Origin of the sequence: Virgibacillus natechei (assembly GCF_026013645.1) — a bacterium.
Lineage (GTDB): Bacteria > Bacillota > Bacilli > Bacillales > Amphibacillaceae > Virgibacillus_L > Virgibacillus_L natechei.
In genome coordinates this window covers 3,135,663-3,161,940 of record NZ_CP110224.1, presented here as the reverse complement: position 1 = coordinate 3,161,940, position 26,278 = coordinate 3,135,663, and the positions used below count along the sequence as shown (strand labels likewise).

Sequence of the window (26,278 nt, the reverse complement as noted above, 5' to 3'; positions counted from 1 at the left end):
GAGGATTATAATTTGAACAAGGGTACGAATAGCTTAAATTTGCATGGCATTCACTTAAAAGAAAACAAACATATGGAAGGCGGTACAGTACAAAAGCATCACCATCAGATATACCAAATTCTTTACGTTCTAAAAGACGAGGGAAAAGTCACGTTAAATGAAAAAGAGTTTGATTTTAATCAAGATAATGTTGCTTTTATAACACCTTTTTCCAACCACTCCATTGTTGCCAATTCAAAAATGACAGTATTGACGCTGGAATTTGAAGTTAATGATCTGGATACTGAGTTTCAGGAAGAAATAATTAACAACTATTTCGATTTTTCCCAATTGATTGAGTTGAATTTATTTCAAGCGGGAGAAATAAGGCAACTATTACGAAAAATGCTTTATGAACAGTCCTTAGGGAACCCGATAAACAGGTTGGGAATGAAAATATATCTATCGGAATTATTGCTTATTCTAGCAAATTCACAAGAGGAACCTAAAATGTTGGATGCCAACACGCTACGAGCAGAACGACTACGTAAATATATAGATACGCATTATTTTGAAATGATTAATACCAGGGATATCTCTATGAAATTAGGAATGAGTATGAGGCATATCAATCATATTTTTAAAGAACAATATAACATAACGCCTATACAATATCTAACAGAGGTAAGACTAGAGTTAACGAAAAAGATGCTTCTTGAGACAGATAAAGATATCGCTTCGATTTGTTTTGAAGTAGGCTTCGAGTCGCTAGCTACTTTTTATCGAACCTTTAAAAATTATACAAATCTTTCCCCAAACCGTTTTCGAGCTCAATATAAGTCTCTTTGATTTTGGAAAGCCTATTGGTAAGAGAAGGAATTTCTTAGGTGATAAAGAACGAATCATTACAAGACCATTTTAAATATCGATGATAACTAGAAGGAGGGGTAGTTATTTATCGATATTTTTTAGTACTTTAAAATTGAGACCGTAAATTCAATTTAATCAGGTTTAAAACAAAAATAAAACCAAATATAAAGCATGTTTTTATGTGGTTTTGTGTTGACTTACTAATAAGTTACGTATAAAATATGGATTAATAACATCAAATGTAACCGATAACATTTTTCTTATAAAATCATAGGAAAGGATGAATTAAATGATTAGAAAGGCAGTTGTGATGAACGTTTACCCGGATAAGCATGAAGAATATGAGAAGCGTCATAATGAAATTTGGCCTGAAATGGTGGATGAATTACATAGACATGGTGCCACTAATTATTCTATTTTTTTAGATGAAGAAACTAGCAAGCTATTTGGTTATGTAGAGATTGAGGATGAAGAGACATGGGAGAAAATGGCTTCAACAGAAATAAATCAAAAATGGTGGTCATTTATGGAACCTGTAATGGAGACAAATCCTGATAACAGCCCAGTTTCTAAGGAATTAAAACAAGTATTTCATCTTGATTAGAGAACATGACAATAAGCATAGGGAAAATAGGGTAATAATTTCACGAGACAGCGCTAATCGTTCGTGCGATAGTGGGCAATCATCGTATAGTAAAATGAATTCAGAGGGGGAGGATATCTATGAACAAATGCAGTCTGGCAATAGACATCGGAGCCTCAAGTGGAAAGTTAGTTGCTGGTTATGTAGAAAATGAAAAATTAAAACTGAAAGAGGTCCATCGTTTTGAGAACACGATTATGAAAAAGGGCGATCACTTTTGTTGGGATTTAGAATCACTGTTCAAAGAAATTAAAAAAGGCATTCATGCGTGTCGTGAACAAGGGCTTAAACCTGAAAGTATAGGCATCGACACATGGGCTGTTGACTTTGTCTTGTTGGATGAAAATGATGCGTTACTTACAGATGCTGTCGCTTACCGTGATTCGAGAACAGATGGAATGATGGAAGAAGTTTTTACTCATATTAGCAAAGAACGATTGTACCTTGAAACGGGAATTCAATTTCAAAAGTTCAACACTATTTATCAATTACATGCACTCAAAAAAAGCAATCCTGAAATTTTAGAAAAGGCGAAAACGTTTCTCATGATCCCAGACTATTTGAATTATCTGCTGTCAGGGGTAAAAGCAAACGAATATACAAACGCAACCACCACACAATTGGTTAACGCTTTTACGAAAAAGTGGGATAAGGATCTATTAGACCAATTAGGAATAAATAAGGATATGTTCCAGGAAATTCTACCACCTACATCATCACTGGGTAACCTAAAGGCGGAACTCGTTAAGGAATTTGGTTTCGACATGAACGTGCTGTTGCCGGCTACTCATGATACAGGATCGGCTGTTGTTTCAGTACCTGAAGCAGATGATACGATCTATATTAGTTCAGGGACGTGGTCCTTAATTGGGGTGGAAAATAACTTCCCGATTTGTGTTACGAAGGCATTGGATTACAATTTCACAAATGAAGGTGGATTTGATTACCGCTTTCGTTTCTTGAAGAATATTATGGGTCTTTGGATGATACAGGAAGTGAAGAGAAATTATCATAATACCTATTCATTCGCAGAATTCGTTGGATTGGCTAATCAGGAAATAGACTTTCATTCGAAAGTTAATGTTGATGACGATAGATTTCTTAAACCGGAAAATATGATTGAGGAGATTCAAACGTATTGCGCGGAAACGGCTCAATCCATTCCCCAGAACCCAGGCCAGGTGGCAAAATGTGTATTTGATAGTTTAGCTGTCAGTTATCAAACGGCAATCAATCAGATTGAAGAAGTTTATGAGAAGGATTTCCAAACAATTAATGTGATTGGCGGCGGGGCGCAGAACGAAATGTTAAATCAATTAATAGCGGATACAACGAAGAAAGAAGTGCTAGCGGGTCCAGTCGAAGCTACAGCAATAGGGAACGTTGTCTCCCAATTAATCACCTTAGATGAAATAAAAGGACTAAAGGAAGCGAGAAATATAATTAAGAATTCCTTTGAATTGGAAAAATATACGAGTAAAAAGAAAGTGGAGGGATTAAGATGAGCATTCAAGAAGATTATCAGACAGCAAAAAAGCAGTATGAAAAATGGGGCATCAATGTTGAAGAGGTATTAGAGAAACTGCAAGACGTGCCTATTTCCATTCATTGTTGGCAAGGCGATGATGTTGTGGGCTTTGAAACAAATCAACAAGAACTATCAGGTGGAATTGATGTTACAGGAAACTATCCAGGTAAAGCAACGACACCTGATGAACTAAGAAGTGATCTGGAAAAAGCACTTTCCCTCATTCCAGGTAAACATCGAGTAAATTTACATGCTATTTATGGAGAAACAAACGGCGAAGTTGTGGAAAGGGATCAATTAGAACCAAAGCATTTCGAAAACTGGGTTAATTGGGCAAAAGAGAATGAACTTGGCTTAGATTTTAATCCTACTTTATTTTCCCACGAAAAATCAGATGACGGTTTCACATTAGCGCATCCGGATAAATCGATTAGAGATTTTTGGATCAGGCATTGTATCGCAAGTCGTAAGATAGCCGCATACTTCGGTAAAGAGCTGGGTACACCGGCATTAACCAATATTTGGATACCTGATGGCTATAAAGATATACCGAGTGATCGATTAACTCCAAGAAAAAGGCTGAAAGAGTCACTTGATGAAATTTATGCAGTTGAAATTGATGAAAAATACAATGAAGATGCAGTCGAAAGTAAATTATTCGGAATTGGCTCGGAAGCTTATGTCGTTGGTTCGCATGAATTTTATATGGGATATGCTTTAAAAAATAATAAGTTATGTTTACTAGATACTGGTCACTATCACCCGACGGAAGTAGTGTCGAATAAAATTTCAGCGATGCTTCTATATAGTGATAAATTGGCTTTACATGTATCCAGACCCGTCCGATGGGATAGTGATCATGTTGTTATTTTAGATGATGAGCTACGTGAAATAGGTTTGGAGATTGTTCGAAATGATGCACTAGATAAAGTCTCTATTGGGCTTGATTTTTTCGATGCTAGTATTAACCGTGTTGCCGCATGGACGATTGGCACGCGAAATATGATTAAATCATTGCTGTATGCGATGCTTACACCAAATGAATATATGAAACAACTACAAGAAGACGGTAATTTCACAGAAAGGCTGGCACTAATGGAGGAATTCAAAACCTATCCATTTGGAGCCATCTGGAATTACTATTGTGAAAAAATGGGTGTACCAGTGGGCGAGACATGGTTGGATGAAGTGAAAAGTTACGAAGATGCCGTTTTATCAAAGAGAATTTAATTTTCATAGCTGTTCTCTCTTATCCGTTTTCGAATGCAAAAATAAACAAAATCAAAAGTATTCAAAAGTAAACAGAAATATGTTAAGCTTATTTCTAGATGGAATTACAGGAGGGTTTATAAATGGTGAAAAACAGATGGGATAATAATTCAACCTTTAAAAACGGTTTAAATGAACTAGTATATCGTTCTAATTTACTAGGCCAGGATAGATCAGTAGCTAACTGGGGTGGAGGAAATACCTCAACGAAATCCACAGAAACGGACTTCCGAGGGAATGAAGTGGAAGTGATGTGGGTAAAGGGTAGTGGTTCTGACCTTGCGACAATGAAAGAGAAAAATTTCACCGGGTTAAGAATGGAAGACATTAGGCCATTAATGGAAAGAGAGGATATGACAGATGAAGAAATGGTGGATTATTTAGCGCATTGTATGATAGACGCTAAACATCCCCGTTCATCAATAGAAACACTCTTACATGCCTTTTTGCCTTACAAGCATGTGGATCATACCCATCCGGATGCGATCATTAGCATTGCTTGTGCTACCAATGGACCTGAGATAGCCAAGGAAATTTACGGAGATCGATATGTATGGGTTCCTTACGTACGACCAGGATTCAAGCTTTCTAAAATGATTGCAGAAGGAGTGAAGGCGAATCCGAACGCTGAACTCGTTATTATGGAGAAACATGGGCTCGTTACTTGGGGAGAAACTTCCAAGGAAAGTTATGATAATACGATTTCCGTTATTCAGGAAGCGGAGGATTATCTTGAAAATAAAGCAGAAGGAAAAGAATTATTCGGTGGATCAAAGTATGATTCTTTAACTTCTGATGAAAGAAAAACGATTCTCGCATCCGTATTACCTGTTATTCGCGGGGAGGTAAGTGAAGATAAAAAGATGATCGTCACGAACGATGACAGTGAAAACATTCTATCTTTTGTGAATAGTAAAGATGCGAAAGAGCTATCACAAGTAGGTGCTGCATGTCCGGATCATTTGGTGCACACAAAGAGAGCGCCATTGTTCGTAGAGTGGGATCCAGCAAGTCAAGATGTCAATCAATTGATTGAACGCGTGCAAGCAGGAATTGCCGCCTTTAAAGAAACGTATATTTCCTACTTTAACCGTAATAAATCAGAAGGTGACAAGATGGTAGAGGCAGTACCACGAGTCTTACTTATCCCGGGAATTGGCATGATTAATACAGGGAAAAGCTGGTCTGCTGCTAATGTAAGTGAATCACTGTATCACCGGGCAGTATCCGTTATGAGAGGTTCAACGATTCTAGGGGACTTTGTATCATTAAATGAAGCAGAATCATTCGCGATTGAATACTGGCCACTGGAACTTTATAAATTAAGCTTAGCCCCACCAGAAGCAGAATTCTCACGTCACGTTGCATTTGTAACGGGTGGAGCTGGAGGAATTGGTAGTGCAACATGCAAACGCCTTTTATCGGAAGGTGCACATGTCGTTGTTGCAGATATTAATTTAGAAGGAGCACAACAACAAGCTGCTGAAATGAATGAACAATATGGCGAAAACCGAGCCTTAGCAGTAAAAATGGATGTTACGAAGGAAGAAGAAGTAATAGCTGCAATCCAGTCATCAGCGCTTACATATGGTGGATTAGATATCATTGTTAATAATGCTGGTTTAGCAAGTTCAAGCCCTTTTGAAGAGACCACGCTTGATAAATGGAACCTAAATATGAATGTTTTAGTCACAGGATACTTCCTTGTTGCAAGAGAAGCATTTAAGTTAATGAAGGATCAGGAAATTGGTGGTAGTATGGTATTTGTAGGATCGAAAAACTCGATTTATGCTGGTAAAAACGCAGCAGCCTATAGTACTGCTAAAGCGGCAGAAGTACACCTGGCCAGAACCATTGCTGCAGATGGCGGGGAACATGGAATTCGTGTAAACTCCGTATTACCAGATGCTGTTATTCGTGGATCGAAAATCTGGGATTCACAGTGGAAAAAAGAAAGAGCATCATCTTATGGAATTGGTGAAGGTGATTTAGAAGAGCACTATCGTAAGAGAACGATATTAAATGTAAATATCTTACCAGAAGATATTGCTGATTCGATTGCATTCTTATCATCATCCAAGGCAGCAAAAACGACTGGCTGCATGGTTACGGTTGATGGTGGGGTTGCGGCTGCGTTTACTAGATAATAGATGACGAATAGATTCCCTGTTACCTGCAGGGAATCTATTGTAAAATAATAGGATAGCTATCTAAGATTAGAAGGAAGGTTAAGCATATGCTGGTTGCAGAAAGACAACAAAAAATAGTGAAATTAGTAAATGAGAAAAAAAGTGTACGAGTAAATGAATTAAGTCAGCTTTTTTCCGTTACCGAGGAAACAATTCGTAGAGACTTGGAAAAATTAGAAGTGGAGAAGAAATTATCCAGAAGCCATGGTGGAGCTATTAGCACTACCCCCTCAGACTCCCTGGAAATTCCTTATTCTGAAAGGGAAATAACAAACGTTAAAGAAAAAAATGAAATAGCTCTCGAAGCAATTAAGCAAGTAGTAGAAGGAGACAAAGTGATTTTAGATGCCAGTACCACAGCTTGGTATATGGCCAGAGCCTTACCGGATATCGCTCTAACCGTACTAACAAACTCCATGAAAGTAGCAATGGAATTAAGTTCAAAAAAACAAATTACCGTTATGTCAACAGGTGGAACGTTGCTAACGAAGTCCCTGTCTTATGTTGGCCCATTAGCGGAGTCATCATTTGATGCGTACCATGTGGGTAAAGCATTTATTTCCTGCAAGGGTCTGCATGTAGACCGGGGGATTAGTGAATCAGATGAACGGCAGGCGAGAATTAAGACAAAAATGATTGAAAGTGCTGATCAGGTCTTTATTATGATCGATCACAGTAAGTTTGGTGTGCAGGCCTTTTCACATCTAAAGAGTTTGGATGTTATTGACCATATTATTACAGATAGTAAGATCGATCAGAACGTTGTTAAACAATTAGAAGAAAAGTCACTACATTTAATTAAAGTATTTACAGAATAAGACACCATGGTTGTTAGAAGTATTTTTTAAAATGGAAATGAGATATCCGTTTAGCAGAGAAAGCCGATGGAGGCATTACATTTAGTGATCGTACATGAGCCGATTCAGGAAAGGGAGTCCTTTTTAGTGGAAACGAAAAAAGGTAGATCTGTATGTTTGTTGCCTGCGGCTTTTATTTCTATCATTTCAAAAAGTACATTTGTTCCTCGTATGTCGCAAGCAACTAGAAAAATCCACCAACACATTGAAAGCGAGAAGGAAGTCGTTTTATGTGTGAATTTTATTACAGGCCCCAGTAACAGTGCGGATATTGAAATAAATGGTTGTTGGTGTTGATGGTTCGATTAAGGCTACTTATATCGTAGTGGAAGAACGATTTTACACCTTGAAAAATAATCGTAAGCATAACTCTTTCTGAGTAAGATTGTACCTTAATTAATAGGTTTTCTGGGTGATCTTGTGGAACAACATATCGATTCTTTAATGACACCATAGAGACGTGCAACCAATTAATATTGGAAGCGATAGAAGGGGACAGTAAAATGAATAAAAATAATGGAATGAATGATGCTCCTAAAGGAAACGTCAACAAAGTAGTAGAGAAGGGGGAGTTCCTCTTTGCAGCTATCGGTTTGGATCATGGTCACATTTATGGAATGTGTAATGGATTGATAGAAGCAGGCGGTGAATTAGTGTCCGTCTACGATCCAGATCCTGAGAAGGTAAAAAGGTTTTGTGAGACTTTTTCAGGCGTTTCAATAGCTTCTTCAGAACAAGAAGTTTTGAAAAACGAGGAAATAAGTTTGGTCGCGAGTGCGAATATACCTTCAGAGAGAGGAACCCTTGGCTTAAAAGTTCTCGATCATGGAAAACATTACTTTACAGCTAAACCTGCATTCACAAAAATAGAACAGGTAGAACAGGCTAAACAAAAGACAGAAGAAACAGGACTAAAATGGGGAATCTATTATAGTGAGAGGTTGCACGTTGAAAGCGCTGTCTTTGCTGGGCAACTTATTGAAGAAGGTGCCATTGGAAAGGTTGTCCAGGTGATTGGAACCGGCCCACACCGAGCGAATGCGAATAACAGACCGGATTGGTTTTTTGATCCCGAGCGTTTTGGTGGTATTCTTTGCGACATTGGCAGTCACCAGATTGAACAGTTCTTACATTATACAAATGCGAAGGATGCACAAGTACTGCATAGTAAAGTTGGTAACTATACATTTAAAGATCACCCGGAGTTTCAAGATTTTGGCGATGCTACCTTAGTCGCTGATAATGGGGCCACTTTCTATTTCCGTGTCGATTGGCTCACACCTGATGGACTGGGGACTTGGGGAGATGGTCGTGTGTTGATTCTTGGGACAGAAGGTTATATTGAAGTGAGGAAATACATTGATATTGCACGCAGTTCCTCTCCTGACAACTTGTACCTGGTGAATCATGAAGGGGAGAAACACTTCGAGTTATCCGGCAAAGTTGGTTTTCCTTTCTTTGGAGCGTTTATTTTGGATTGCTTAAATGGTACAGAAAATGCTATGACGCAAGAACATGCCTTTCGGGCGGCAACTTTATGTATTGAAGCACAAGAACAAGCCATTCAGATTGAAATAGAACGCTAATCAATAATGGGGAACATGTTGATTGAGTGTACCCTGCTCAAGAACATTTTAAAAAAAGACTAGCTCATGATGAGGCTACTGAAGAACTGACGTTAAAACAAAGTTTAAAAAAATATAAAATAAAAACGGTTCAGTTTAGAATGAATTTCTCTAAACTGAACCGTTTTTTCAAATGAGGCGGGATTGTAGTACATCTTTTATTCCATGAGTTTCATATTCGTTTGATATTAACGGTGAAAACAACTAATGCCTCTTGCATGTGCATGCGATTGAGATCCGAAGATGAGGAAAACTATAAATTATGTGTCTATGTTTTAGTTCGCTATTCTTTGCTTCAATGGTATAACTTTCTTTCTTAAATGCCTCACTATCTTGAAATTCTTTTTGTGTTGATGTTCTTCTGATTTAACACTTACCGAATAGGACTTTGATTTAGCACTAGGCTTATAGCATCCTTCTTTCGATACAACTTCTTAGGTAATAAATATCACATCGGGATATATATAAATTTTAATGTAAGCGCTTAATCACTTCCGCCACCTAACGGAAGAACAATGTGTGTAGATGAAAGCGCTTATCATCTATAATAAGAATATAACATCAAGTCATACAACAAAACCGAGGAGGGGTTATAGATGAAACGTATATTATTAGCATGTGCATCAGGGATGTCTACAAGTATTTTAGTGAGAAAAATGGAGGAGGCAGCTGAGGAAAAGGGAATTGAGGCTGAAATTTGGGCTGTGGCTCAGGATAAAGCACCAAGTGAAATGGAAAGGGCGGACGTTTTATTGATTGGTCCGCAAATGAGATTCATGAAGAAGAAGTATTCGAAGGTAGCGGAAGAAGTAGGTATTCCATTAGATGTCATCGATCCAGTAGCATATGGACGAGCAGATGGGGAAGCAGTGTTGAATAAAGCTATCGAATTAATAGGTGAGTAATAAGGGAGTTTCATAGGGAAGTATTTTAGAAAGGGGAGAGAGAAATGAATGATAGTAAATTCATGCAATTATTAGAGAATATCCTAATGCCTATTGCTGAAAAATTAAATAACAACCGTTATTTAACTGCTTTACGTGATGGGTTCATGGTTGCATTACCATTAATTATTTTTGGTTCCATATTTGTTGTTTTAGCAAACTTTCCATTCCTTGATCGAATGATAGGTGAGGAAGCATTTGCAGCCTATCAAAGTGCTTTGGGACCAGCTTCAGATGCAACGTTGGGTATCATGGGAACATTTGTAATTATTGGGATAGGTTATAAGTTAACCCAGCATTATGGCGGGGAAGCCATTTACGGGGGTGTCGTTGCATTTGCGGCCTTCCTCATTTTAACCCCACAGGTACTGGAAGGGGTCTCCGGTGTTATTCCAACTTCAAGTCTTGGTGCAGAAGGAATGTTTCTAGGGATTTTCACCGCTTTCATTGCAGCTGAGCTATACCGATTTTTTGTGCAAAAGAATTGGACAATTAAGATGCCAGCTGGTGTTCCGGAGGCAGTGTCACGATCATTCAGTGCATTAATTCCAATCACGATGACACTTACTGCATTTATATTAGTTCGCATTATATTTAGTTATACACCATTTGATACCGTACAGAACTTTATTTATACAATAATTCAAGAACCGCTAACAGCACTAGGTAGTGGTTTAACTGCCACAATCATTATAGTATTGTTGACACAGGTCTTTTGGTTCTTTGGATTACATGGACAAATCATTACAAACTCCGTGATGGATCCGATCTGGTATGCGTTAAACGACCAAAACCTACAAGCATTTCAAGCAGGTACAGAGTTACCAAACATTATAACCAAGCAATTTATTGATTCATTTCTTGTTGGTAGTGGTGGATCAGGGATGACACTGTCTGTTATTCTTCTAATCTTTATTATTGGAAAAAGTAGACAGCTTAAGGAAATTGGTAGATTGGGTGCCCCGGCCGGATTATTCAACGTAAACGAACCAATTATATTTGGGTTGCCTATCATTATGAATCCATTAGTTCTCATCCCATGGATCTTAGCACCTGTTGTTGCAACCGTTATAACGTACACGTCAATGGTAACCGGATTAGTGCCACCACCCGCTGGGATTATCGTTCCATGGACAACACCACCGATTTTGAATGGATTCTTAGCTACAGGTAATGCATGGCAAGGTGCTGTATTGCAACTTGTGAATATACTTGTCGTCATGGCAATTTGGTGGCCGTTCCTGAAATTACTGGATAAAAACTACTACGAATCAGAAAAAAGTGCTAAATAATCAAATATAGGTAATAGCCTCGTATCAGCATCATTTCCGGGGCTATTACTGAAAACTTCAGGGGTGATGGACAGATGGACAAAATGACAGAAGTAGCTTTCCAGATTATTTTATATGCTGGAAATGGTAAATCGAGTGCAATGGAAGCAATACAAGAAGCAAAAGAAGGGAATTTTGATGAAGCGGATAAGTTGATTGAATCAGCAGGCGAAGAATTAGGCAAGGCGCATGGCTACCAAACCAATCTACTTCAAGAAGAAGCAAGTGGTGAAGGGTCTGCGATTAATGTAATTTTGATTCACTCACAAGACCACCTAATGACTTCGATGACGGTACGAGATTTGGCCATTGAAATCATTGAAATTTACAGAAATAAATAATGGAGGTATATTCATGACAGTAGATTATAAGTTTCCAAAAGATTTTTGGTGGGGAAGCGCAACTTCAGCCACACAAATAGAAGGCGCAGCGAACGAAGGAGGTAAGGGGAAGAATATTTGGGATTACTGGTATGAAACAGAACCAAATCGCTTCTTTGAAAATGTCGGTCCTGAAACTACGTCTGGTTTTTATCATTCGTATAAAGAAGATATCCAATTAATGAAAGACATTGGTCATAATACATTCCGCATGTCCATCTCCTGGTCCCGTTTAATCCCTGGTGGCCGTGGTGAGGTTAATCCAGAAGCGGTAGAATTTTATAATAACGTGATTGATGAATTACTTGCGCAAGGTATTGAACCATTTGTTAATTTATTCCACTTTGATATGCCACTGGAATTGCAAAATGAGGGTGGATGGGAAAGTAGAGAAGTAGTTGAAGCCTATAAAACGTATGCTACGGAATGTTTCCGCCTGTTCGGTGATCGCGTGACGAAATGGTTTACTTTCAACGAACCAATTGTTCCAGTAGAAGGAGGCTATCTTTACGATTTTCATTATCCAAACGTGGTTGATGCAAAACGGGCAACCCAAGTAGCTTATAATACAATGATTGCCCATGCAAAGGGAGTTGAAGCGTACCGCACATTTAATTTCAAGGATGGGAAAATTGGTATTATCTTAAATTTAACACCATCGTATCCGAGAAGTCAGAACCCTGCTGATCTTAGAGCATCGCGCATAACGGATTTATTTTTTAACCGCAGTTTCTTAGACCCATCTGTATTGGGAGAATATCCGGAGGAGTTAATTGAAATTTTAAGGGAGCATGGCCAATTACCAGTTACACATGATGGTGATAAGGAGCTGTTAAAAGCAAACACAGCAGAGCTTCTTGGTGTGAACTATTACCAGCCTCGCCGCGTAAAGGCCAAAGAACATCTTCCAAATCCATATGGTCCATTTATGCCAGACTGGTTCTTTGATAATTATGAAATGCCTGGAAGAAAAATGAATAAATATCGTGGTTGGGAAATTTACGAAAAAGGCATTTACGATATTATGATTAACCTAAAAGAAAATTATGGGAATATCGAATCCTTTATTTCAGAAAATGGGATGGGCGTTCAAGACGAAGGCCGATTTATCCAAGATGGAGAAATCCAGGATGACTATCGTATTGAATTTATAAGTGAGCATTTGAAGTGGTTGCATAAAGCAATCGAAGAAGGATGTAATGCAAAAGGCTATCATCTATGGGCATTTATGGATAACTGGTCATGGATGAATGCATATAAGAATAGATATGGATTCTTCTCTGTTGATCTGGAAACACAGAAACGAACACCGAAGAAAAGTGCGCATTGGATAAAAGCTGTTTCTGAAAGTAATGGATTTTAACTAAGCTGATTTCTACAAGAATCTTGTAAGAAGCATACGAATAACGTAAAGTAGCAGCCTGAATACACGTCTCCTACGGGAATGATTACCCAAAAGCGCTACTTGCCATGACGATTAATCCATTAGTTCCTTCAGATACGATTGCAAAAGAAGTACTGAATGAAATGCTGAGAAGCTCACAAAGACTATCTACACAGTTTCATGTGTCAAGAGTAATTTAATTTTTCGGCAGATAAGAAAGTAAAAAATACTTTCTTACTGCATAAGTGCAACTAAGTTTGTCACCCAAAAGCTTGGTGACAACCAAGTTTTCTAAGGGCTCTGGTTTGTTTAAATCAGAGCCCTTTTTCAAAAAATAGAAAGATGTGTGTTGATAAGGAGATAGGCTGTATGTTGAACTCCAGAATGAGAACAATTTTAGGTGAACTGATGGCTGAACAGGCCCCATTAACAGGAAAATACCTGGGGAACATAAATAAGGTCACGTCACGTACCACAAGGGAAGATGTGAAGCGCGTAAATGAGTTGCTTTCAGAGAACGGTGCAACAATTGATACTGTTATGGGACATGGGTATCAATTAGCAATTCATGATGATCAAAAGTTTCGTACGTTCTTAAAATCTGTATTTAAAGAAGAAGTGACGAGTGCTAGCATGATACCAAAATCCCCGGAAGATCGAATAGCTTATGTCATTAAGCGCTTGCTGCTGAGTGAAGGATTTGTAAAGCTTGATGATTTAGCGGATGAAGTCTATGTAAGTAGATCAACAATTCAAAATGATTTAAAACAAGTGAAGCATATACTCAGTGAATACGATATCGGTTTGGAATCGCTACCCAATTATGGTTTAAAGGTAAAGGGTAGTGAGCTTAAGCTCCGTTTTTGTATGGCAGAATATATATTTGACCGGGAAGATGAGGCGAGTCAACGTTTGACAGAGACTCATCTGTCGACCCTAGGCCAAAAAGAACTGGACTTTATTTTGGCGATCATCATGAAACAGGTGAAGGAAAATGAAATCACCTTATCCGATATAGCGATAAATAACCTTCTGATTCACATTGGGATTGCCTATAAACGGATTAAAAGTGGCTACCATGTGACCTTGTATCAAACGGATTTGAAGCAAATTACGGATCAAAAAGAATATGAAGTAGCAAAAAAGATTGTTCAAGAAGTGGAAAATACGTTTCACGTGGCGTTTCCCCAAGCAGAAATTGCTTATATTGCCATTCATTTATTGGGGACAAAACTGCTATCTAAAGCAAATGCGACAGATGAAATTGTGGAAGCAATGGACGATGATATTTATCAGCTGGTGATGCTTGCACTGGATAAAGTAGAACAAGAATTCAATCTAGGAATCAAGCAGGATAAGGAATTAATCATTGGTCTAGGTCTACACTTAAAGCCTGCCATTAATCGATACAGGTATGGAATGAATGTAAGAAACCCGATGCTCCAGGATATTAAAAAGAATTACCCGCTTGCTTTTGAAGCAGGAATTTTAGCTGGAATGGCGATTGAAGCACATGCGGGAACGAGATTTGATGAAAATGAAATTGGGTACCTCTCTCTCCATATTGGAGCGGCGATCGAGAGGCAGAAATTAAAATCAGGTCCGAAACGATGCTTAATTGTGTGCGCATCTGGGTTAGGTACTGCCCAATTGATCTATTATAAGCTAAAGTCCAAATTCACAACAGAAATGGATGTGGTTGGGACTACCGAGTATTACAAGCTTGATAACTATAATTTAAATGAAATTGATTTTATCGTTAGCTCCATTCCAATCCCGGAAGAGTTGACAGTTCCGGTAATTGAGGTTAATGCGATATTAGGGGATCATGACCTGGAAAAAATAAATCAATTTGTGATGGATAGCCAGAAAAGCATAACGGATTTGTTTCAAAAAGACCTCTTGTATCTAAGAAAAAACATTCATACGAAAGAAGAAGCTTTAGCATTTATGCATGAACAATTAGTAGAAAAAGGCTTAGTGGACAAAACGTTCTTGGAATCGATCTATGAACGAGAGCAAATCGCACCAACATCATTTGGCAACTTGGTCGCAGTTCCTCATCCCATAACACCTAAATCAGAAGAAACATTTCTTGCAATATGCACATTGGATAAGCCTATTGAATGGGGGGATAAGTCGGTACAATTTATATGTGTGCTTAGTATTAAGAAAAATAGCACGGAAGATCTACAGGAGATGTATGATTTGCTGGGAAATGTGATTGATAGCGCCTCAATGGTTCAGAAATTGATAAAGGCGAAAACATATGAAGAGTTTATTCATGTAATGATGAAATAGAGAGCTGAATAGTATAGGCTCTCTATTATGCGTTTATATGGTATATTTAGTTATACACAAAAGGGTATGTGAAAGTAGAACGGAGGAAAAAAATGGACAATGAACCAATTTTTTTGAAACCAGTATTCCAGGAGCGAATCTGGGGCGGGCAAAAGCTGCAAACCGAATACAACTACGATATTCTATTCGAAAAAACAGGGGAGGCATGGGTTATTTCCGCACATCCCAACGGGGCAAGTGTTATTACGAACGGGCTGCTGGAAGGTAAAACGCTGGCTGACGCTTGGAATGAGCATGGAGAGCTATTTAATAAAAAAGCTGGCACGAATGAGGAATACCCATTGCTGGTCAAAATGTTGGATGCGAATGACGATTTATCTGTACAAGTGCACCCCAATGATTCCTTTGCATGTGACGTTGAGGGGCAGCCTTATGGGAAAACGGAGTGCTGGTACGTGCTAAGTGCCGAGGCGGATGCGGAAATTGTTTTGGGGCATCATGCGGAGTCTCGGGAGGAATTAGAGCAGATGATGGATGCTGGCAAGTGGGATGCATTACTAAAGCGTGTAACCGTACAAGCGGGCGACTTTTTTTACGTTCCAAGTGGCACGATCCACGCCATTGGTAAAGGAATTGTTATTCTGGAAATACAGCAAAGCTCTGATATAACCTATCGCGTGTATGACTACGAGCGAACGGATGCAGCCGGAAATAAGCGAGAATTGCATTTAGATCGGGCAAAACAGGTGACGACAGTGCCTCATCTGCCGGCAGATACAGAGTCAGTTGTAGCCGTAGTAGAGGATTTAACAGAGAAAAAGCTGGTGGAGGAAAACTATTTTAGTGTTTCGCATTGGCAGCTGAACGGCAAGGTTTCAAAGCAACTAAATGCGGACTTTTTACAGGTTAGTGTAATAGAAGGGAATGCTGAAATTACAGTTGCTGGAAAACGTTTCGGTATTGAGAAGGGAAGTCACTTTATTTTGCCTTATAGTGTGAAGACGTATGAACTTGTTGGAGAAGCGGAGTTTGTGGTTTCTTGGCAGTAAAGAAGGTATATTCATATTTCTTTCTGTATAAGTGCAACGAAGGTAGGAAAGAATGCCAGTTTTCTAAGGAGGGGAAGAGATGTTATTAGGTGGAATCGAAGCAGGTGGAACAAAATTTGTATGTGCGGTGGGCGATGATTCTGGTAGGATCATCAATAAGATAAGCCTACCAACTGTTGATCCGGAGGAAACAATAAAAGCGGTGCGGGAATTTTTCAACACCTATTCAATTGAGGCTTTAGGTGTGGGGAGTTTTGGCCCGATTGATTTGGACGTAGACAGTGAAACATATGGAACGATTTTAAATACACCAAAAACAAAATGGAAGCACTATGATCTTTTGGGAAATTTAAAGCGCGCTTTTCAAGTTCCAGTTTATTTAGATACGGATGTCAATGCTGCGGCGTTGGGCGAGTATAAATATGGTGTAGCCAGTGATGTAAAAAGTTGCTTATATATCACAGTTGGAACAGGGATTGGTGCTGGATTTGTACAGGACGGGAAAACATACATAGGCAAAAATCATCCTGAGATGGGGCATATTTTTGTGCAACAAAGGGAGGATGATACATTTGCAGGAAGCTGTCCTTATCACGGGGCATGTTTAGAAGGCCTGGCTTCAGGTACTGCGATTGAAAAACGATATGGGCAAAAAGGTGTATCTCTTTCGGATAAAGAGGAAGTATGGGAACTAGAAGCCTATTATCTTGCGCAGGCGATTGTGAATTATACGATGATTTTGTCACCGGAAATGATTATTCTTGGCGGTGGTGTGATGAAGCAGGAAAACTTGTACCCGCTGATTCGGGAGAAGGTTCTGGAGTTAGTGAACGGATATGTGGAGATCGGGAGTCGAAGTGAATTCATTGTCGCTCCGGGACTTGCGGATGAGCAAGGCGTGAAAGGTGCGTTGGCATTGACGTTTGGTGAGTGAGGTATAGTAAATGCCTGGTCTGACTTTTTTGGGTGAGAACCAAAGGATTTTTACGCATTGATTATCAGTCAAATATTAATTTTTACAATTACGTTATATCAAAAGAGAAATCAAGGCAACACTTCGTAATCCTGAAATTACTTTTACATTACAATTCGTGGTGTCGCGAAAAATTGAAAAGTACATGGAGATTATTAAGCGGGGAGAGGCAGGTTGAATCGGGAGGCAGCCACACCAAATCGGTAGAGGGAGCCTCGAAACCGGGAGACAGCCACACCGAATCGGGAGAGAGCCACGAATTCGGGAGACAGCACCCCGAAATCAGGAGAGCCCAGCCCCGAATCGAGCGTCACTCCAGAAAGCCCCCGCATAATCTCCTCTAAACCACCTTCACATGAAATTTCCGCTGCCGTGGTCCGTCAAACTCACAAAAATAGACGCCTTGCCATGTACCTAGAACAAGCTTGCCGCCTGAAATGACTAGTGTTTGGGCATGTCCTACGGTACTTGTTTTTAGGTGGGCTGCTGTGTTTCCTTCGCCGTGTTTATCCTTTGTGTGATGCCATGGATAGACCTCATCAAGCCGCATTAGCATATCTGTTTTCACGTCGGGATCGGCGTCTTCATTAACCGTGATACCGGCGGTGGTGTGCAGGGAGGTGACCACTAAAATGCCGTCCTTCACGCCTTCTTGTCTAATCCAGTTTTCAATGGTTGATGTAATATCTGTCATTTCGGAGTGATGGTTTGTTTTTAAATTGAATAATTTCTCCAATGGGTTTCATCCTTTCTAAAATGTCCTTTCCTTCATCTTACTAAAAATAAACAATTAATAAAATCTCCCGCTGGCAATCAGCAGGAGATTAATTTCCTAATAATAAAGCCTATCATATTCGGTGAATACATTTTCTAGGAATAGATTGATGTCAAATACATCTAATTCCATGCCGTCCATTGTGACTGAAAACACTTCGAATGCATCACTATCTGCAAAGATTTGAAATTGAATGGCTATATCATAATTTTGGGCGTCGATGCCGGTGTATTCCACGATGTCATATGTGTCACGCTCTTCTACGTGATGCCACTCGCCATTATCGAAAACAGAATCGAACATGACGCCGATTTCAACATCAGGATACTCATAAAATGAGCTGTATCTGGCTTCATCAACCGCATTTACATTTACTGGTATAAACAGGGTTGGTATGACATAAACAACGATTATAATCAGGAATGCAAGAATGGGGCCATACCAGACTTTGCCGCCTTTTTCCTTTAATTGCTTCTCTTTTTCACCTGCTGTGGTCGTTGTATTTTGGATCGATTGTACGCGTTTTTCGGCTTCTTTTTTGTATAAATGATTGCCATACAGTCCAATTGTTACAGCTACACCTATGTTGATTCCTTGATCAATAGGGTCAATTCTCGCAAATTCGTATTCATATCCAATAAAATATAATACCAGGTCAATGCCTAGAAATAGGATTGCTATGTAAAAAACGAACGTATACATTTTCCTGTAACCAAGCCAAAGTATTGATAAAAAGAAAGCTGCAAAATTAAAGGAGACGCCATTTTTTTCTTCCGCTTTCTGCCATTTTCTATCGTAATACGCACTGTTTTTCCCGACAAATAGGCGCATGTCTTCCTCGAAAATCACATCATCTGGCGTGTCGGATTCAATCGCTGCCGCCTGATAGTCATGTTCTGTATGTAAAGGATGACTACAATGTGTGCAAAAACGGCCATTTGGATCAATTTCTTTTCCACAATTCGAACAGTACATTTTCATTCACCTCCCTCTATATCCATTATTATACAGTTATTTATGGAAAAGTGAATAGGTGGTTAGGAGGAGTCGCTTGGCCTTGGATGTACTATAATAAAATCATCAATGAAATGGAGCGTGTCCTAAATGAGTAAACGATATGATCAAGAATTTTAAACAGTATATTGCAAAAATGGTGCTCGGGCAAGCGGGAGATTGCCTCACTCGAGCGACAGAAGCATCTACTCGAGCGAGAAAGTATCTCATTCGATCGGCAGTGACAATTTTGAAGGCTGGGGCTCGACCTTGGAGGGGGGGCGCTCGATCTGGCCATCCTCTCGCTCGACCTTGGACTTCTGTCGCTCGATCGAGCGGGAGAACGCCTCACTCGAGCGAGAAAGTATCTCATTCGATCGGCAGTGACAATTTTGAAGGCTGGGGCTCGATCTTGGAGCGGTGGCGCTCGATCTGGCCATCCTCTCGCTCGACCTTGGACTTCTGTCGCTCGATCGAGTGGGAGAATGCCTCACTCGAGCGACAGAAGCATCTACTCGAGCGAGAAAGTATCTCATTCGATCGGCAGTGACAATTTTGAAGGCTGGGGCTCGACCTTGGACTTCTGTCGCTCGATCAAGCGGGAGAATGCCTCACTCGAGCGACAGCACCGCCAAATCGGGACAGCGCACCTAAACCGGGAGACATCCGCCCCAAATCGGGAGGGAGCACCACCCCAAACCGGCACAGCGCTCCCAGCCGCGCTCCCCAATCTCTACACTCTTTCCAACATACGATCGAGCGCCTTTACTGACCATTTAGCCACTTCGGGTTCTACTTTGATTTGGTTGATGATTTCTCCTTTTTCGATGGTTTCTAGTGACCATAGGAGGTGGGCTAAATCGATTCGGTTCATGGTTAGGCATGGGCACATCATTGGATTTAATGAAAAGACATCTTTGTCCAGGTGTTGCTTGGTGAGTCGGTTGACGAGGTTCATTTCTGTACCGACCGCCCATTCGGTGCCGGGTGCCGCATTCGAGATAGTTTCGATAATATATTTTGTTGAGCCGGCGTAGTCTGATCTGGCTACGACTTCTCGTGAGCATTCCGGGTGGACAATGATGTTGGTTGCTGGTTTTGTTTTACGAATATGGTTGATGTTGCTTTCGGTAAAATTTTCGTGTACGGAACAGTGTCCTTTCCATAAGATGACCTGTACGTTTTGCAGGTCGTCGCCGTCATATTCGAATGTATCTGTAATGGGATTCCAGACGGCCATGTTTTCCAGTGGGACGCCGAGATCATAGGCTGTGTTTCTTCCTAAATGCTGATCTGGTAAAAATAGGATGCGCTCTTTTTGTGTGAAAGCCCATTCCAGCATCTTTTTCGCGTTGGAGGATGTGACGGTTGCGCCGCCATTTTCTCCGACGAATGATTTGATTGCTGCGGTCGAGTTGACGTATGTTAAGGGAACGATTGTGTCGCCGAATGTGTCTTGCATTTCCTTCCAGCCGCGTTCGGTTTGGGTGATGTTGGCCATGTCTGCCATGGAACAGCCTGCGCGCATATCCGGCAAAATAACTTTTTGCTCCTTTTTTGTTAAAATATCTGCCGTTTCTGCCATAAAATGAACACCGCAAAACACGATGTATGCGGCATCCGTGTTATCTGCTGCTACTTGGGCGAGTTGTAGGGAGTCGCCGGTTACATCTGCGAACTGGATGACTTCATCTTTTTGATAATGATGGCCTGGAATAAAAAGTTTATCCCCAAATTTATCCTTTAACTGCCACACGCGGTTTTCCATTTCTTCTGTAGATAGGTTTTTGTAATGATCTGGCATCATTTGATTTTCCGTGTTTTGGATCATTTTTAATAAACTCATTTTTATTTCCTCCCACTATACAATTCGTTTTTCTTAAAATTTCTCCTGACTTCTACAGCCACCCTTTTAATCAATGTTCAAACTGATATCCAGTGCTTTTATGGAATGGGTGATGAAGCCGAGGGAGATATAATCCACGCCGGTGTGTTGATAGGTTGTTAGATTATCTAAGGTAATACCTCCGGATGCCTCGGTGACAATATGCTTCGGGACATAGGTAGCAAGTTCTTTCACTTCATCGGGATTTCGATTATCAAACATAATACGATCGGCATTTGCCTCAACGGCTTCTATAACTTGCGCTTTTGTTTCTGCTTCCACTTCGATCATTGTCATGTGACCACTATGTTGACGCGCTGCTCGGACCGCTTTTGAAATCGATCCGCAAAAGGCGATATGATTATCCTTGATCATGATCCCGTCATAGAGTCCGAAGCGGTGATTTTTCCCGCCTCCCGCGGTTACAGCATACTTTTCAAACATTCGCAGGCCCGGTGACGTTTTTCGTGTATCACAAATCTCGATGGTGTCATCGTTTAACGTTTCCGCACATTTTTTAGTCATGCTTGCAATTCCGCTCATGCGCTGGATCAGGTTGAGAATGACGCGTTCCCCTGACAGGATGCACAGGATTGGGCCGCTTACCGTGGCAATCTCATCCCCCGGATATACCTGGTCGCCGTCTTTATAAAATATCTCCACTTCTATTGTTGGGTCGAGTAAGTGATAGGACTCCTCGATGAGTGCTAATCCAGCTATAATTCCTTCCTCTTTTGCTAAAAATATTCCTTTTCCTAATTGATCTGGGGGGAAGATAGCGGTACTTGTTCGATCAGCGTCTCCAATATCTTCGATTAAAAAAGATTGCAGCGCTGTTCGTAATTTGATTTTGTTCATGTACGTGAGATACCTCCTGTCGTTTAGCTTCGTAATGATCGGTCAAGTGGTCATCAGGTCAACAGCGGCAGCAATTTCTCCTAGCGCCAAATAGGAATTCCTGTCTTCCTTGTGAAAAAAATCACATTCTTAGCCGCACTTCATTTATCACCACTGTTCGTGCAGCAATACCGCTACCACTGATAATAATGGCGTTTGCAGTCATCATGATAACTCCTTTATTTTGCAATACATATACATGTGTCTTGACACCTATATTTACATACTATTAAACTAAAAACAAGACTTTTATATAAAATTTTTAAAAAATAGACAGGAGTGCTGTTATGATTTACTTAGATTATGCGGCGACAACACCAATCTCAGATGAGGCTTTAGACGTGTATACAAAGGTTTCAAAATCTTTTTTCGGGAATGCGAACAGCTTGCACGATGCTGGTTCAGATGCATTTCAATTGTTGGAGACATGTCGGGAGGAATTGGCAAATTTGCTTCACGGCGCAAAAGAAGGGATTTATTTTACGAGCGGCGGATCAGAAGCGAATAGCCTGGCATTAAGCTCGCTGATTGATGCACATAAGGAAAAAGGGAATCATCTGATTACGACAGCCACCGAGCATTCCTCGGTGGATCATTTTTTTAAGAAAATGGAAGGGGAAGGATTTGACGTGACGTATTTGCCAGTGGATGATAGCGGCAGACTTGCGGTCGATGACGTTGAGGACGCGATCAGGGAAACGACCATCCTCGCATCGATTCACCATGCGAACGGGGAGATTGGCACGGTGCAGCCGATTGAAGCGATAGGCAATCTATTACAGGAAAACAATATCCTATTCCACGCAGATTGTGTCCAAACGTTTGGAAAAATCCCGATCGATTTGAGGCAGTTTAAACTGGATAGTCTATCCCTATCCAGCCATAAAATTTACGGGCCAAAAGGGGTGGGGGCAGCCTATATCGATCCTAAAGTCAAATGGCAGCCGCAAATCCCACATACAACGCATGAATCGGGATTCCGCCCAGGGACGGTAAATGTGCCAGGGATCGCAGCATTTGTGACTTCCGCAAAAGCAGTCTGTGATGCTATCATGAAGGAAGGAGAACGTATTACTGAATTGCGAGCGAAATTGATGGCATCTCTACCTTCGATGATTACGGTTGAAGGAGATGAAACGCATTTTCTGCCCCATATTCTAGGCCTTCGGATCGCTAACGTAGAGGGGCAATATACGATGCTTGAGTGCAACCGCCACGGTGTCGCGATCTCGACTGGCAGTGCCTGTCAAGTTGGAAAACAAGAACCCTCCCGAACGATCAAAGCATTAGGCAGAACGGATGCAGAAGCAAAGCAATTTATTCGCCTGTCCTTTGGCAAACAGGTAACCATGGAGGACATCGATCAAACGGCAGCGGTATTTCGTGAAGTGCTAGGAGCTTATTTTGGAGAGGGAGTTCGTGTTTAGTGTGAATAGGGGAATTGTTGCTTGTGTGTCCATAAGCGCCATTGAGTGAGAAATCGGGAATTTATGACGCACAGCCTGCTCATTGAACGATAATAAAATTTTCACCGAAAGAAAGGAGGATTCTAAATGAAAGATGATCGTAAAATTTCAGGTGCGGACCGCCGTGCCCTTATTTTAGAACGATTGAAAGAGAGTGCTGATCCCATTACTGGAAAATCCTTTGCGGCAGAGGCGAATGTAAGTAGGCAGGTTATTGTGCAGGACGTTTCCCTCTTAAAAGCAAAAGATGAACCGATCGTTGCTACAAGTCAAGGATACATCTATTTGAAACAGGAATCTGAAGAAGCGGTCTATCGCCATATCATTGCCTGTAATCATACATCTGAACAAACATGGGAAGAGCTTACGACCATCGTCGATCACGGGGTGAGAGTTTCTAATGTGATCATCGAACACGGCGTATATGGTGATCTAACCGCATCAGTCCGAGTCAGCAATCGTAAGGAAGTCGATCAATTTATTCAACGCGTAAATGAAACCAATGCAGCCTATTTGCTGGAATTAACGAACGGAATCCACCTCCATACACTGGAGGCTGATTCCATGGACAAGATCGAAGCAGCCTGTCGCGATTTGGAAGCGAAAGGAATACTGTTGCAGTGAATGGTATGGGGGGGAGGATCGGGAGAGGGGGCTTCGAATCGGGAGAGAACTGCACTGAATCGGGAGAGCACGTCGAAACGGGAGGCAGCCGCCTCAAATCGGGATAGCGCACATCGAAACGGGTGAGCTCAGCCCCGAACCGAGCGTCTACACTTAAATTTTCTTTTTCCCTATAACCGGCCCTTTATTAACTAAGTGCTAACTAGTAAAATCGTTAAGTTCGCATCGAGTGAGAAGTAATTTTAGCGGAACGGAACCAGGAGAGGAGCGTGTCGGGTCGAGCGGGAGCCTCTTTAGGTCGAGCGGGAGCATCCCAGGGACGAGCACCAGCCCCTCCAGGTCGAGCAAGACCACCTCTGGGTCGAGCACCAAGCTTAAAAACTCCCTCTTTCGCTCGAATAGAATCTCCTGTCGCTCGAGTGAGTCGCTGTCCCGCTCGAGTAAACCATCCTCCCGCTCGCTCGCGCGGGAGGATCTTCAGGTCGAGCACCAGCCCCTCTAGGTCGAGCAAGAGCACCTCCAGGTCGAGCGCCAGGCTTAAAAACTCCCTCTCTCGCTCGCGCATCAGCACTTCTAGGTCGAGCGCCAACACCTCCAGAAAGATGTAAAATTAAATAGAATACAATCAATTTTACATTTTTCCGTGTGATAGTATGTGTAAAATTAAATAAGGTGGTTTAAAAAGCTTATTTTAGTCTGTTTTGTTTCGGTATTTTCTATTTTTTGATAATTGCATAATTAACAAATTGCAATTATACTCTGAAGGATCCCCCAGTACTTTAAATAAAAGGAGTTAAACATTATGAAAGGACGGAAGAAACCTCTTGTACTTAAAAAATATGAAATCCTCATGGTGTATTTGAAGCGGAATTTTCCACGTTTTAAGGATGTGCAACAGGAATACCAAAAAAGTAAGAAAGGATACGAGGGAGAACTGCAGGTTGATTATCATCTTGAGCAGATTTTGTCTCATCCGTTTCTGATTCTTCACGATGTATGCCTCAAGGTTCAGGGCAGGACATTTCAGATAGATAATCTCATTATTACACAAAGCGCGATGTTCAAAGTGGAAGTGAAAAATTTTCAGGGCACGCTTATTTTTGACACCATCCTCGATCAATTTACTCGCGACAATGGTGAATCGGAAACAGGATTCAGTCATCCTATATCGCAGGCAGAACTCCAACGGCTTCATCTTCAACAATGGCTTCAAGAGAAAAAAATTCCCAGCATCCCGATTTATTCCTTTATTGCAATCAGTGATCCAAGCACGATCATTAAAGTAGAAGGAGATAGAGAGGAAATTTCCAAGGTGGTTGCTCACGGGGCACATATTCCAAGGAAAATATTGGAGCTCAACAAGCAACTCCCGGCGCATGCTGCATTGCAGGATCGTACAATTGGAACGATGATACGGAAGGAATGCTTGGACTATGATATTGACATCATGAAGCGGCATGATGTGAAAATGAGTGACCTGCTTCCGGGTGTACAGTGTCCGGCGTGCAGGGTGTTGGGCATGGAGCGGATTTATAACAATTGGCGATGCAGGAAATGTAATCACCGTTCACCTCATGCGCATGAACAAACGCTCAATGATTATATGCTACTTGGAAATACATGGATAACGAATTCGGAGTGTAGATGGTGGCTTCAGGTTGAATCCAGAAACATAGTAACCAGGCTATTGAAAAAATCCAAATTGGTTTATAACGCAAAGCGACGGCGCTGGGAAAAGTGATTTTAAGCGGCGTGCAAAGATTAGTAGAAAATTGGTGGATTGCTAACTGGAGCGGGAAAGAGTTTGAGAGCGAGATCCATCGTGCCGCGCGTCAGCCTTTTTAGGTCGAGCGAGAGCACCCCAGAGTCGAGCACTAGCATCCCCAGGTCGAGCGGGCGGATGTTCAGCTCGAGCACCGCCCTTCCCAGGTCGAGCGCCAACCTTCAAAATCATCGCTACCGATCGAATAAGACTCGCTCTCGCTCGAGTAGAAGCTCCTGTTGCTCGATTGAAGCAATCTCCCGCTCGCTCGAGCACCAGCACCTCTAGGTCGAGCACCGGCATCCTAGGGACGAGCACTAGCATCCCCAGGTCGAGCGGCAACCTTCAAAATCATCGCTACCGATCGAATAAGACTCGCTCTCGCTCGAGTAGAAGCTCCTGTTGCTCGATTGAAACAATCTCCCGCTCGCTCGAGCACCAGCACCTCTAGGTCGAGCACCGGCATCCTAGGGACGAGCACTAGCATCCCCAGGTCGAGCGCCAACCTTCAAAATCGTCACTGCCGATCGAATAAGACTCGCTCTCGCTCGAGT

General features: G+C 41.1%; 22 protein-coding genes and 2 pseudogenes. 19 read left to right on the top strand and 5 right to left on the bottom strand.

Annotated features, from left to right (window positions below):
* The first annotated feature begins 12 nt into the window (after positions 1-12).
* The 8 genes from OLD84_RS16040 (at position 13) to OLD84_RS16005 (ending at position 8,921) form a co-directional block, all read left to right on the top strand.
* Positions 13-828, top strand: coding sequence for an AraC family transcriptional regulator (locus tag OLD84_RS16040; RefSeq protein ID WP_245301501.1), 816 nt, complete (start codon positions 13-15; stop codon positions 826-828).
* A gap of 310 nt (positions 829-1,138) precedes the next feature.
* Positions 1,139-1,453 (top strand): L-rhamnose mutarotase, encoded by a 315-nt coding sequence (gene rhaM, locus OLD84_RS16035; RefSeq protein ID WP_209462445.1) that lies wholly within the window; start codon positions 1,139-1,141, stop codon positions 1,451-1,453.
* Positions 1,454-1,572: 119 nt separating this feature from the next.
* Complete coding sequence (gene rhaB, locus OLD84_RS16030) at positions 1,573-2,997, top strand: rhamnulokinase (protein WP_209462444.1); 1,425 nt, start codon at positions 1,573-1,575, stop codon at positions 2,995-2,997.
* The gene (gene rhaA, locus OLD84_RS16025) at positions 2,994-4,250 is read left to right on the top strand and encodes an L-rhamnose isomerase (RefSeq protein WP_209462443.1); all 1,257 of its coding nucleotides are present in this window, start codon (positions 2,994-2,996) and stop codon (positions 4,248-4,250) included. Before rhaB ends, rhaA begins: the two co-directional genes overlap by 4 nt.
* Positions 4,251-4,372: 122 nt before the next feature.
* Positions 4,373-6,436, top strand: a complete 2,064-nt coding sequence (locus tag OLD84_RS16020) for a bifunctional aldolase/short-chain dehydrogenase (protein WP_209462442.1) — start codon at positions 4,373-4,375, stop codon at positions 6,434-6,436.
* An 89-nt stretch (positions 6,437-6,525) separates the two neighbouring features.
* Entirely contained in the window at positions 6,526-7,296 is a 771-nt protein-coding gene (locus OLD84_RS16015) for a DeoR/GlpR family DNA-binding transcription regulator (protein WP_209462441.1), read from the top strand.
* A gap of 66 nt (positions 7,297-7,362) precedes the next feature.
* Positions 7,363-7,632 carry an LUD domain-containing protein gene (locus OLD84_RS16010; RefSeq protein WP_245301500.1) on the top strand — a complete coding sequence of 90 codons (270 nt, stop codon included), beginning with the start codon at positions 7,363-7,365 and terminating at the stop codon, positions 7,630-7,632.
* Positions 7,633-7,838: 206 nt separating this feature from the next.
* The gene (locus tag OLD84_RS16005) at positions 7,839-8,921 is read left to right on the top strand and encodes a Gfo/Idh/MocA family protein (protein WP_209462440.1); all 1,083 of its coding nucleotides are present in this window, start codon (positions 7,839-7,841) and stop codon (positions 8,919-8,921) included.
* A 211-nt stretch (positions 8,922-9,132) separates the two neighbouring features.
* Here the strand turns inward: OLD84_RS16005 and OLD84_RS16000 are convergent.
* Positions 9,133-9,382, bottom strand: a pseudogene (locus OLD84_RS16000) (IS5/IS1182 family transposase); the annotation flags it as partial.
* A 174-nt stretch (positions 9,383-9,556) separates the two neighbouring features.
* On the opposite strand from OLD84_RS16000, the gene OLD84_RS15995 reads away from it, so the two are divergent.
* The 8 genes and pseudogenes from OLD84_RS15995 to OLD84_RS15965 all read left to right on the top strand — a co-directional run bounded on the left by OLD84_RS15995 (position 9,557) and on the right by OLD84_RS15965 (position 17,283).
* Positions 9,557-9,865 (top strand): PTS sugar transporter subunit IIB, encoded by a 309-nt coding sequence (locus OLD84_RS15995; RefSeq protein ID WP_209462439.1) that lies wholly within the window; start codon positions 9,557-9,559, stop codon positions 9,863-9,865.
* A gap of 44 nt (positions 9,866-9,909) precedes the next feature.
* The gene (gene celB / locus OLD84_RS15990; RefSeq protein ID WP_209462438.1) at positions 9,910-11,196 is read left to right on the top strand and encodes a PTS cellobiose transporter subunit IIC; all 1,287 of its coding nucleotides are present in this window, start codon (positions 9,910-9,912) and stop codon (positions 11,194-11,196) included.
* 74 nt (positions 11,197-11,270) lie between these two features.
* Entirely contained in the window at positions 11,271-11,576 is a 306-nt protein-coding gene (locus tag OLD84_RS15985; protein ID WP_209462437.1) for a PTS sugar transporter subunit IIA, read from the top strand.
* Positions 11,577-11,589: 13 nt separating this feature from the next.
* Complete coding sequence (locus OLD84_RS15980) at positions 11,590-12,978, top strand: glycoside hydrolase family 1 protein (protein WP_209462436.1); 1,389 nt, start codon at positions 11,590-11,592, stop codon at positions 12,976-12,978.
* A gap of 83 nt (positions 12,979-13,061) precedes the next feature.
* A pseudogene (locus tag OLD84_RS19510) lies at positions 13,062-13,194 on the top strand (hypothetical protein); the annotation flags it as partial.
* 174 nt (positions 13,195-13,368) lie between these two features.
* A complete protein-coding gene (locus OLD84_RS15975; protein ID WP_209462435.1) occupies positions 13,369-15,300 on the top strand; it encodes a BglG family transcription antiterminator in 1,932 nt (643 codons plus the stop codon).
* Between the two features lie 92 nt (positions 15,301-15,392).
* Positions 15,393-16,349 (top strand): mannose-6-phosphate isomerase, class I, encoded by a 957-nt coding sequence (gene manA, locus OLD84_RS15970; protein WP_209462434.1) that lies wholly within the window; start codon positions 15,393-15,395, stop codon positions 16,347-16,349.
* A gap of 79 nt (positions 16,350-16,428) precedes the next feature.
* A complete protein-coding gene (locus OLD84_RS15965; RefSeq protein WP_209462433.1) occupies positions 16,429-17,283 on the top strand; it encodes an ROK family protein in 855 nt (284 codons plus the stop codon).
* A gap of 379 nt (positions 17,284-17,662) precedes the next feature.
* Here the strand turns inward: OLD84_RS15965 and OLD84_RS15960 are convergent, their stop codons facing one another.
* From OLD84_RS15960 to nadC, 4 genes are all read right to left on the bottom strand, one after another.
* Positions 17,663-18,058, bottom strand: coding sequence for a secondary thiamine-phosphate synthase enzyme YjbQ (locus OLD84_RS15960; protein ID WP_209462432.1), 396 nt, complete (start codon positions 18,056-18,058; stop codon positions 17,663-17,665).
* Positions 18,059-18,154: 96 nt separating this feature from the next.
* Positions 18,155-19,072 (bottom strand): DUF2628 domain-containing protein, encoded by a 918-nt coding sequence (locus tag OLD84_RS15955; RefSeq protein ID WP_209462431.1) that lies wholly within the window; start codon positions 19,070-19,072, stop codon positions 18,155-18,157.
* Between the two features lie 751 nt (positions 19,073-19,823).
* Positions 19,824-20,936 carry a quinolinate synthase NadA gene (gene nadA / locus OLD84_RS15950; protein ID WP_209462430.1) on the bottom strand — a complete coding sequence of 371 codons (1,113 nt, stop codon included), beginning with the start codon at positions 20,934-20,936 and terminating at the stop codon, positions 19,824-19,826.
* A gap of 66 nt (positions 20,937-21,002) precedes the next feature.
* Positions 21,003-21,833, bottom strand: a complete 831-nt coding sequence (gene nadC / locus OLD84_RS15945) for a carboxylating nicotinate-nucleotide diphosphorylase (protein ID WP_209462429.1) — start codon at positions 21,831-21,833, stop codon at positions 21,003-21,005.
* A 326-nt stretch (positions 21,834-22,159) separates the two neighbouring features.
* On the opposite strand from nadC, the gene OLD84_RS15940 reads away from it, so the two are divergent.
* From OLD84_RS15940 to OLD84_RS15930, 3 genes are all read left to right on the top strand, one after another.
* Positions 22,160-23,299, top strand: a complete 1,140-nt coding sequence (locus OLD84_RS15940) for an IscS subfamily cysteine desulfurase (RefSeq protein ID WP_209462428.1) — start codon at positions 22,160-22,162, stop codon at positions 23,297-23,299.
* Between the two features lie 126 nt (positions 23,300-23,425).
* Positions 23,426-23,962: a transcription repressor NadR gene (locus OLD84_RS15935; RefSeq protein ID WP_209462427.1), complete on the top strand. Its 537-nt coding sequence runs from the start codon at positions 23,426-23,428 to the stop codon at positions 23,960-23,962.
* Positions 23,963-24,764: 802 nt separating this feature from the next.
* A complete protein-coding gene (locus OLD84_RS15930) occupies positions 24,765-25,703 on the top strand; it encodes a nuclease-related domain-containing protein (RefSeq protein ID WP_209462426.1) in 939 nt (312 codons plus the stop codon).
* Positions 25,704-26,278 lie beyond the last annotated feature (575 nt).